General features: G+C 59.3%; 14 protein-coding genes. 5 read left to right on the top strand and 9 right to left on the bottom strand.

Features of this window, described 5'->3' with window-relative positions; all coding sequences use genetic code 11:
• Positions 1 to 236 precede the first annotated feature (236 nt).
• The 8 genes from MAXJ12_RS25740 to MAXJ12_RS25705 all read right to left on the bottom strand — a co-directional run bounded on the left by MAXJ12_RS25740 (position 237) and on the right by MAXJ12_RS25705 (position 3,868).
• The gene (locus tag MAXJ12_RS25740; RefSeq protein ID WP_008839010.1) at positions 237 to 608 is read right to left on the bottom strand and encodes a nuclear transport factor 2 family protein; all 372 of its coding nucleotides are present in this window, start codon (positions 606 to 608) and stop codon (positions 237 to 239) included.
• Between the two features lie 18 nt (positions 609 to 626).
• Positions 627 to 893 (bottom strand): hypothetical protein, encoded by a 267-nt coding sequence (locus tag MAXJ12_RS25735; RefSeq protein ID WP_008839009.1) that lies wholly within the window; start codon positions 891 to 893, stop codon positions 627 to 629.
• Positions 894 to 1,491: 598 nt separating this feature from the next.
• Complete coding sequence (locus MAXJ12_RS25730) at positions 1,492 to 2,304, bottom strand: transglutaminase-like domain-containing protein (RefSeq protein ID WP_008839008.1); 813 nt, start codon at positions 2,302 to 2,304, stop codon at positions 1,492 to 1,494.
• 23 nt (positions 2,305 to 2,327) lie between these two features.
• Positions 2,328 to 2,603, bottom strand: a complete 276-nt coding sequence (locus tag MAXJ12_RS25725; RefSeq protein WP_040588046.1) for a DUF1488 family protein — start codon at positions 2,601 to 2,603, stop codon at positions 2,328 to 2,330.
• The gene (locus MAXJ12_RS25720) at positions 2,600 to 2,929 is read right to left on the bottom strand and encodes a hypothetical protein (RefSeq protein ID WP_008839006.1); all 330 of its coding nucleotides are present in this window, start codon (positions 2,927 to 2,929) and stop codon (positions 2,600 to 2,602) included. The genes MAXJ12_RS25725 and MAXJ12_RS25720 overlap by 4 nt, the downstream gene beginning before the upstream one ends.
• Complete coding sequence (locus MAXJ12_RS25715) at positions 2,926 to 3,168, bottom strand: hypothetical protein (RefSeq protein ID WP_008839005.1); 243 nt, start codon at positions 3,166 to 3,168, stop codon at positions 2,926 to 2,928. Before MAXJ12_RS25715 ends, MAXJ12_RS25720 begins: the two co-directional genes overlap by 4 nt.
• Before the next feature lie 86 nt (positions 3,169 to 3,254).
• A complete protein-coding gene (locus MAXJ12_RS40170; RefSeq protein ID WP_008839004.1) occupies positions 3,255 to 3,608 on the bottom strand; it encodes a hypothetical protein in 354 nt (117 codons plus the stop codon).
• Positions 3,605 to 3,868 (bottom strand): hypothetical protein, encoded by a 264-nt coding sequence (locus MAXJ12_RS25705; RefSeq protein ID WP_040588044.1) that lies wholly within the window; start codon positions 3,866 to 3,868, stop codon positions 3,605 to 3,607. Before MAXJ12_RS25705 ends, MAXJ12_RS40170 begins: the two co-directional genes overlap by 4 nt.
• 475 nt (positions 3,869 to 4,343) lie before the next feature.
• On the opposite strand from MAXJ12_RS25705, the gene MAXJ12_RS25700 reads away from it, so the two are divergent.
• The 5 genes from MAXJ12_RS25700 to MAXJ12_RS25685 all read left to right on the top strand — a co-directional run bounded on the left by MAXJ12_RS25700 (position 4,344) and on the right by MAXJ12_RS25685 (position 7,334).
• Positions 4,344 to 4,658 carry a co-chaperone GroES gene (locus MAXJ12_RS25700; protein ID WP_008839002.1) on the top strand — a complete coding sequence of 105 codons (315 nt, stop codon included), beginning with the start codon at positions 4,344 to 4,346 and terminating at the stop codon, positions 4,656 to 4,658.
• Between the two features lie 51 nt (positions 4,659 to 4,709).
• The gene (gene groL / locus MAXJ12_RS25695; protein ID WP_008839001.1) at positions 4,710 to 6,341 is read left to right on the top strand and encodes a chaperonin GroEL; all 1,632 of its coding nucleotides are present in this window, start codon (positions 4,710 to 4,712) and stop codon (positions 6,339 to 6,341) included.
• 70 nt (positions 6,342 to 6,411) lie between these two features.
• Positions 6,412 to 6,804, top strand: coding sequence for a hypothetical protein (locus MAXJ12_RS25690; RefSeq protein WP_008839000.1), 393 nt, complete (start codon positions 6,412 to 6,414; stop codon positions 6,802 to 6,804).
• Between the two features lie 55 nt (positions 6,805 to 6,859).
• A complete protein-coding gene (locus MAXJ12_RS38305) occupies positions 6,860 to 7,027 on the top strand; it encodes a hypothetical protein (RefSeq protein WP_008838999.1) in 168 nt (55 codons plus the stop codon).
• A gap of 58 nt (positions 7,028 to 7,085) precedes the next feature.
• On the top strand, positions 7,086 to 7,334 hold the full coding sequence (locus tag MAXJ12_RS25685; RefSeq protein ID WP_008838998.1) for a DUF6894 family protein: 249 nt from the start codon (positions 7,086 to 7,088) through the stop codon (positions 7,332 to 7,334).
• A gap of 56 nt (positions 7,335 to 7,390) precedes the next feature.
• Here the strand turns inward: MAXJ12_RS25685 and MAXJ12_RS25680 are convergent, their stop codons facing one another.
• Positions 7,391 to 7,768 (bottom strand): hypothetical protein, encoded by a 378-nt coding sequence (locus MAXJ12_RS25680; RefSeq protein WP_008838997.1) that lies wholly within the window; start codon positions 7,766 to 7,768, stop codon positions 7,391 to 7,393.
• Positions 7,769 to 7,962: the final 194 nt, after the last annotated feature.

Raw genomic sequence — 7,962 nt, 5'->3', positions numbered from 1 at the left:
ATCGCCTGCCTCCGCAAATCAATGCCAGGATTGAATCAAAATCGCAGTCCAAAGGCGAGGGTTTTTAGAGATGTCCAACTGGGCGCGCCAAATGCCCGACGATCGTCCGCTTGACCTTCTCGCGGGGTAATGCGGGCCCCCGTACAGTAGTCAGCCATGGGTCATCAGCTGCCAGTCGGAAGAATTGCTCGGCGCCCGCAGCCAGCCAGCGCACCAAAGGCGTCAACATCGGATTCTTATTCCACGATCTTCCAATATGAGTCCTTGCGGATCACCTTGCCGTTGCGAAACGTGTAGAAGTCACAGCCTTGGACCTCCTTTTTCGTCCCCTCAAGGGTCGTGCCTGTGAGGGTCCATTTCGAGATGCCAGTATCGGCAATCGAATCCACAAAATGCTCATCCTTGCCGTAGTGGACATCGGGCAGGCCCTCAAACCGTGTTGCCAGCGCTTCTCGTACGGTCTGTTTGCCCTCAAAACGAGAACCCCAGGGCTTGCTTCCCCTCGGCATCTCCAAGACACAATCGTCAGAAAAGAACGTCATGATGCGATCAAGGTCGTGCGCGTTGAAGGCGTCACATAGCTCCGTCAGTGTCGATCGAATGTCCATTGCCTCGTCTCCGTCCAGTCAGCTAGGGGATATGTTGTTCGTCAGGGCGGCAGGCGGCAGGCCGGACCGTCGGTTAGGACTGGCAGCAGGTTGCCGAAGTTCGAATTGCGGATTCACAAAGGTGGACAGGCAGCCAAACAGGGTCGACAACGGTCGGTAGTGCGTTCCGATCATCTTGAATAGCTGGCGGATATCATCGGGGTTGTAGCCGTCGCTCGCCATGACTTGGCGGACGAGGGCATCGTTCAAGAGATCTTCAAGCGTTGGCTCGTGCTCACGCAGCATGGACTACTCCTGCCGGCATAGGCTGTCTTCATACAAGGGATTGGCGGCAGGACGATGTCGCCGGACTTCATTTGTGTAACGTGGCTTCGTTTTCCCAAAGGGCGAGGACGGAAAGGCGCTGCCCTAACGGCGAGCGGAGGTTCGCAGCAAATCCGCGTCGGCCGTGCCGATGCGACGGAGTTCTGGTCCTTGCCTCCCGGAAACCGGGAAGGCTCCCATCCTTATACCCACCCGCGCTCGCGGTAGATGCCGCAGGAATTCAGTTACCAGCAAATCGCCCGCGGCGGAATAATCATCTTCGCGGTCGCGCTCAGCCAGTCCATGACGTGACCCAGGCGAGCCTTTCAGTTCCGCACGCATCTTACCAAACTTTGTCCCTACATTGATTGGCCATCCCGCCCTCGGTACCGGCACAATGCGCCATTTGCTAACCTCCGCGCTACAAGGGCGGAAAGTCGGCTTCGCGGCCGACACCAGTCATCGGTTTTTGCTTTCGGGAGGAGATCTCAGCCAAGCTGATTTTCGGAAGCGTTCTATCGGGTTACCCTCCCACTTGGTAACGATCCCCCAAGGCCTCATTCATGACGCTTCAGGTTCATTACAGGTCCGGCGCCACCTCATAGGTCCAAACTCGAAACGCCTTCAGGACGTGCGGGCCAAACGAATTGATGAGCGGTATGTCGGCCGCATCCCGGCCGCGTGCGACCACTATCCTCCCGATCCGCGGCGTGTTGTTGCGCGGATCGAATGTGTGCCATGCGCCGTCCAGGAAGACCTCGATCCAGGCGCTGAAGTCCATCGGATCGACGACCGGAACGCCGATGTCGCCGAGATGGCCGTTGACGTAGCGTGCGGGAATGTTGAGGCAGCGGCAGAACGTGACTGCGAGATGCGCGAAGTCGCGACAGACGCCCACCCGCTCGTTGAAAGCCTCGAACGCGGTTCGGGTCGACCGGGCCTGCATGTAGTCGAAGCGGATGTGGGCATGGACGAAGTCGCAGATCGCCTGCACCCGATCCCAACCGGGTGCGACGCTGCCGAACTTATCCCATGCAATCTGGCTGAGCAGGTCGGTTTCGCAATAGCGGCTGCCCATGAGGTAGACGAGGCAATCGTCCGGCAATTCCGGCACCGCGAGTTCCCGCGCGCCAGGAACTGCCCTGTCCGGTTGGCCGTCATCTTCGATCGTGGCATCGCCCCAAATCGTCAGGTCGCCGGCCGGCGCGACAAGCCGCCGGCATCGGTTGCCGAAGAGATCTCGATAGGTCGTCGTGGGGACATCAGGAATGGTGAACAGCGTTTCGGGAACGCGAATGTCGGCCGCACGGTCGTCGTGGACCGACAGCAGACACACCAGCGCCGTCGGCTGTTTGCAGGTCAGCGTGATTTCATAACCATAGCGGATCAGCATGAGGATACTCGCTCCTGATCCGACTACCCGAAATCGGCGGCAGTCAAAGTATAGAAGTCGCGACGTCGGTGAGAATAAGCCTTGCGCGCTGCGTCGTAGATGGACGTGCGCATTGAATCGAACGCGGCGAGGCACTTCGCCTCCGATGGCGCTGTCCCACGCAACTCCGCGCCCGATTTCTCCAGTGCAGCGGCCTCCACCAGGAATCGCACTTGGGACATGCCGTCATGGCCACTGAAGCGGACGACGTTCTGCTCATCATCGAAGCTGCGGCTCGGGTTTGGAAAGGACAGTGTCATGACCGGCATCCCACCGCTTCGCCCGACGCGTCCCGGGCGAGTGCCGGGAGGCTGATGCGCTGTTTGCGGCATTCGGCGTTGCGAAGGTTGAGAGACATCATCCTGCTTGTGGCCTGCGACCTGCTGAGGCCAATCAAGTCATCGTTGCCGACACGCGCCGCAACGCCCGTAAAAACATGATAGACCGTCCAGGACCGATCGATTTCAACGCGGCGGCCGTATTGATGCTCAGTGAGATCACGGCTCGGGGCGCCGCCTTCATTTTCCCAGATCGCGATCGCGGTTGTATTCCGTGCAAGATCGGTTTGGTTGCGTTGACCGTTCATGGTTGAAGCCTTTCTTCATGGGCAGCTTCCGCATCGATGACACCGGAATAGAGTGTCGCGCCGTTCCCGTCGGTGATCGTCATGGCGTCCGGTCGCTGCGGCATGTCGAGGGTTTGCGACAGCTGCCGCGCAACCTCGATCGCGTCATCGACATTCACCGCTTCCTTCGTTTCGCGGCCGACGATGGCATGCGCGTCGTCCGCGTTCCGGGTGCGATAGAATTCGATCACGATCTTCATTGCTCGAGCGCGGTCGCTGTCAGCTCTTGCCCTTGCCGCGTGGGGCGTTGGCCTCGGCGAGCTTGATCTGCGCGCCCAATGCGCCTTCAGGCTTCGACGGTGCTTTCACCTGCTTCGGTTTTCTGATCTCGCGACTGCTGCGTTTCTGTCCCTTGGCCATTGCCGAACGTCCTTTCGATGAGTGTTGCGCCAAAATCCGGCTGCTCCGGGCTCACTGGCTCCAGACGATCTTGCGTCGCAACCCGCTCATGACGCTCCTCGTCATGGCGAATGCGGTATTGAAACAAATTGTCCCGCGGCGGCAGCGTTGCGGGGGTCCGGTAGACATCCTCAAGCTTGGGCGACGTTTGGAACCCGCCCTTCAGCCGGACGGACTGCCCAATCGAAAAAAGATGCTTTGCGGCGTCGCGCGTGATTGCGCGGTGGGATGGGGCCGTCATGATTGTTCAAGGTCCTTTGCGAGAGCGGCTTCCAGGTCCGCTGGATTGATCGGCACCATCTGCTGCGTCGAAGCACGTATGGCGATCGCTGGCAGGTGGATGAAAGCGCCCACTCGTCGCCAGGCAAACCGGGAGGCGCCCTCTACGAGCTCCTCATCGTGGTCGACGCGGTAGTCTCCCGCCGGTTGCGGCGCGTCAAAACCCGGCAAGCGGAAATCCAATGAAAAATGTATGACAGTCTGCGTGGTGCGGCTGGTCATATTGCAGGCCTCCGCAGGAGCGCGCGGATGCGCCTCCTGCATTATTCCCGTTCGAACTGGACGACCCAGATGCTGCCAGTACATCCGTGGTCAGCGCTGGGGTCTAATCCAGATTCGAACGGAGCGACATGCGCACCGGATCGGCGTTATGCATTCGCTGTCGAGATTCGGGGGTATGGCGGGTCTGAGGTCTCTGACACCGCGAAAGCCAATCGGCCAAAATCAACGAGCTTTGTATATGCGCCTTGATTGAGCTTCAAACAAGGCGCGTCCCCGTTTAATTTTTAGATATTTTTCGCGCAGTTGAAAAAAGAAAGGTAAAACCGAATTACGGTTGCAGAGAAATAATTCTGCGTCACACAATTATATTTCCTCGTGTTTCGCATTTTATTTTTGGCACTCCTATCATTCGAGTGCCAAAGAGCCTAATACAGAGTCGCGGCCCACCTATGCGCCGGCCGCAGAAAGAAATCCGATGAAATTCCGACCACTTCACGACCGCGTCGTCATCCGACGCGCCGACGGCGATATCAAATCCAAGGGCGGGATCATCATTCCCGACAATGCCAAGGAGAAACCGCAGGAAGGCGAGGTGATCGCCGTCGGTCCGGGCTCGCGCGACGAAAGCGGCAAGCTGATCCCTCTCGACGTCAAGGCTGGCGACGCCGTTCTGTTCGGCAAATGGTCGGGAACCGAAGTCAAGATTGACGGCGAAGATCTCCTGATCATGAAGGAGACCGACATCATGGGCATCGTCGACAAGGCCGAAGCGGCCAAGAAAGCCGCCTGACCGAGCGACTTTCCCGCTCTCCTCATTTCAAGACTGAACTGGACGAAAATCATGTCTGCCAAGGAAATCAAATTAGCCACCGATGCTCGCGACCGCATGTTGGGCGGCGTCGAACTGCTCAACAACGCCGTCAAGGTCACGCTTGGACCTAAGGGCCGTAATGTCGTGATCGACAAGGCGTATGGGGCGCCCCGCATCACCAAGGACGGCGTTACCGTCGCCAAGGAAATCGAGCTATCCGACAAGTTCGAGAACATGGGCGCGCAGATGGTGCGCGAAGTGGCCTCGAAGACCAACGACCTCGCTGGCGACGGTACGACCACCGCGACGGTGCTCGCAGCCTCCATTCTACGCGAAGGCGCAAAGCTCGTTGCCGCCGGCATGAACCCGATGGATTTGAAGCGCGGCATTGACCTTGCCGTGGCGGCCGTCGTCAAGGACATCCAGACGCGGGCCAAGAAAGTAAAGTCGTCTGAGGAGATCGCCCAGGTCGGCACGATCGCCGCCAATGGCGAAGCCTCCGTCGGCGCGATGATCGCCGAGGCGATGAAGAAGGTCGGCAATGAAGGTGTGATCACCGTCGAGGAAGCCAAGACCGCCGAGACCGAACTCGAAGTCGTCGAAGGCATGCAGTTCGATCGCGGCTATCTCTCGCCATATTTCGTGACCAACCCCGAGAAGATGCGCGTGGAACTGGAGGATCCCTACATCCTCCTGCACGAGAAGAAGCTGGGCAATTTGCAGGCCATGCTGCCGATCCTCGAAGCCGTGGTGCAGAGCGGCAAGCCGCTGCTGATCATCTCCGAAGATGTGGAAGGCGAGGCGCTGGCGACCCTGGTCGTCAACAAGCTGCGCGGCGGGCTGAAGGTTGCGGCAGTCAAGGCTCCGGGCTTCGGTGACCGCCGCAAGGCCATGCTGGAAGACATCGCCGTTCTGACGCAAGGACAGCTGATCTCGGAAGACCTCGGCATCAAACTCGAAAATGTCGCCGTTGACATGCTCGGCCGCGCCAAGCGCGTGGTCATCGAGAAGGACACCACCACCATTATCGACGGCTCTGGCGAAAAGGACGCGATCGCCAGCCGCATCCAGCAGATCAAAGCGCAGATCGAGGAGACGACCTCGGACTACGACAAGGAGAAGCTGCAGGAGCGGCTGGCAAAGCTTGCCGGCGGCGTTGCAGTCATCCGCGTCGGCGGCGCGACCGAGACCGAAGTTAAGGAAAAGAAGGACCGTATCGATGATGCGCTAAACGCCACCCGCGCTGCGGTGGAAGAAGGCATCGTTGCCGGCGGCGGCGTCGCGCTTCTGCGCGCCACGGCAGCCTTGACCGGGCTTACCGGAAGCAATGCTGATGTGACGGCTGGCATTTCGATTGTCTTGAAAGCACTCGAAGCCCCGATCCGGCAGATCGCCGAGAATGCCGGCGTTGAAGGGTCTATCGTCGTCGGCAAGCTGGCGGGCGGCAAGAACCCCAGCGAGGGTTTCGACGCACAGACCGAAACCTATGTCGACATGATCAAGGCCGGCATCATCGATCCCGCCAAGGTTGTCCGCACCGCTTTGCAGGACGCGGGCTCCATCGCAGCGCTCCTGATTACCGCCGAAGCCATGATTGCGGATGTTCCGCCAAAGAGCACGCCCGCTGCGGGCAACGGTGGCACAGGCGGAATGGGATACTAAACAGTGCCTGAACGCCCGGCCGCAGGCGGCCGGGCGTAATTCAGAACAACACCATAAGAGGAGAACTCACATGTCCATGCAGACCAATATCAAGCAATCGCTCGCCCGGCGCTGGGAATCCTATCAGCCATCCAAATCAACGCTTGTCTGGGGGTGCGCGGCGACGGCTGTCGCCACGATGATCGTCGGCTTCAGCTGGGGCGGCTGGGTCACGGGCGGCACATCGCTCGAACAGGCGAAAGCCGCCGGTGACACGGCGCGCAGCGAACTGGCGTCAGCGATCTGCCTCGACAAGTTCAACGCGTCTTCCGACAAAGCAGCGCAACTCACAGCGCTGAACGCCATCACCGACGGCTACAAGCGGCGGCAGTTCGTGGAAGCCGGCGGCTGGGCGACGATGCCTGGTCAGACGTCTCCCGACAGGCGCGCCGCCGAAGGCTGCGCTGCAGCACTCGCAGCCTAAGCCACGCAAATGTGATCGTCTTCGGACGTCTTCGCGTCAAACCAGGAGCACGATAATGATCTCTTTTGTGAAAAAGACCGACACGACACCGACGAGCAGAGAAGTCGAAGACAATCGCTTCGAGCAGATCCGCAAGGAGGCCGCAGAACGGCACCGGAAGGCGGATACGGACGGCACCCGTCGCCGTGCTCGCCAGACGGCCGAGGACAACCGGCTTATCTGAGGCGAGCTGGAGCGGCATAAGAAATGGAACAGGCCGACCAAAGTGTAGTTCGGCCGCCATGGCGCTGTATTATTTCGACGTGCGCGACAATGACCGGCTCTTTCCCGACGATGAGGGGACAAGGCTTGCTGGAGGCCTCAATGCTGCTCGTGCGGAGGCTTTCGCGGCCCTGGCGGACTATGTGAGAGAAATCGCACCACCCGACCGCCGCTGCTGCCTTGCAATCGAGGTTCGCGACGAACACAGCCAACCAATCTTGAAGGCGACAATGACCTTCGAGTTCGAGTTAATAGGCCGGCAAATATAGGCGTATGTCAATTTTATTGCCTCAGCCGTCCAAGCGACGTAGCGATCGGGCCCACCTCACCAGAACGCCCGGTGCCTTTCAGCGAAATATTCGACCACAACAACTGGCGATGCTCTCTCGAAGTACACATCGCATGTGCCACGGGCAATCTGAGATGCCGGTTCGAACGATCTGGGCAGCAGAATGAGAAAACCAGCATCCCGTGCCTTTGGCATCCGAGGGACCTCAAACAACCCCACCAAGGCAGTCGCAGCAGGCCACTCGGCTCGCTCGAGCGCCCCGATAAAAGAGTATCCAACGTCGTCGGTCCGAACCGCGATGGTCGGGTTTCTGATCAAGGCAAGTGTGACGTTATGGGTTTTGGTTATTATCCTCGTTGTGTTCTTCGGATAATCTGCCGACAACCCTGCCTTTTTGAAGTCGATTTCGTCCAAATCTCGGACTCCACTCGCTCGAAATCTAAAGTTGAGAGCGGCCCACAAGGAAACAACACATGTCTGCCGCTATCCTTCCGAAGCAGAAGATGCCCAAGCTGGTCGTCGTCATGGCGTTCGACCCCGATGACGACGGCGTGCTTCAGGTTGTATTCGGCCCAGCCGAGCAGCAGAGCGAGGAGCGTGCAATTCGG

The organism is Mesorhizobium alhagi CCNWXJ12-2, assembly GCF_000236565.1.
GTDB lineage: Bacteria > Pseudomonadota > Alphaproteobacteria > Rhizobiales > Rhizobiaceae > Allomesorhizobium > Allomesorhizobium alhagi.
Note: the sequence above shows the minus strand (reverse complement) of the source record. Positions and strands in the feature narration are given on the sequence as shown.

Excerpts from the sequence above, each read along its gene's own strand:
- MAXJ12_RS25740 (WP_008839010.1), bottom strand. The coding sequence starts at position 608 with ATGGACATTCGATCGACACTGACGGAGCTATGTGACGCCTTCAACGCG.
- MAXJ12_RS25735 (WP_008839009.1), bottom strand. The coding sequence starts at position 893 with ATGCTGCGTGAGCACGAGCCAACGCTTGAAGATCTCTTGAACGATGCC.
- MAXJ12_RS25730 (WP_008839008.1), bottom strand. The coding sequence starts at position 2,304 with ATGCTGATCCGCTATGGTTATGAAATCACGCTGACCTGCAAACAGCCG.
- MAXJ12_RS25725 (WP_040588046.1), bottom strand. The coding sequence starts at position 2,603 with ATGACACTGTCCTTTCCAAACCCGAGCCGCAGCTTCGATGATGAGCAG.
- MAXJ12_RS25720 (WP_008839006.1), bottom strand. The coding sequence starts at position 2,929 with ATGAACGGTCAACGCAACCAAACCGATCTTGCACGGAATACAACCGCG.
- MAXJ12_RS25715 (WP_008839005.1), bottom strand. The coding sequence starts at position 3,168 with ATGAAGATCGTGATCGAATTCTATCGCACCCGGAACGCGGACGACGCG.
- MAXJ12_RS40170 (WP_008839004.1), bottom strand. The coding sequence starts at position 3,608 with ATGACGGCCCCATCCCACCGCGCAATCACGCGCGACGCCGCAAAGCAT.
- MAXJ12_RS25705 (WP_040588044.1), bottom strand. The coding sequence starts at position 3,868 with ATGACCAGCCGCACCACGCAGACTGTCATACATTTTTCATTGGATTTC.
- MAXJ12_RS25700 (WP_008839002.1), top strand. The coding sequence starts at position 4,344 with ATGAAATTCCGACCACTTCACGACCGCGTCGTCATCCGACGCGCCGAC.
- groL (WP_008839001.1), top strand. The coding sequence starts at position 4,710 with ATGTCTGCCAAGGAAATCAAATTAGCCACCGATGCTCGCGACCGCATG.
- MAXJ12_RS25690 (WP_008839000.1), top strand. The coding sequence starts at position 6,412 with ATGTCCATGCAGACCAATATCAAGCAATCGCTCGCCCGGCGCTGGGAA.
- MAXJ12_RS38305 (WP_008838999.1), top strand. The coding sequence starts at position 6,860 with ATGATCTCTTTTGTGAAAAAGACCGACACGACACCGACGAGCAGAGAA.
- MAXJ12_RS25685 (WP_008838998.1), top strand. The coding sequence starts at position 7,086 with ATGGCGCTGTATTATTTCGACGTGCGCGACAATGACCGGCTCTTTCCC.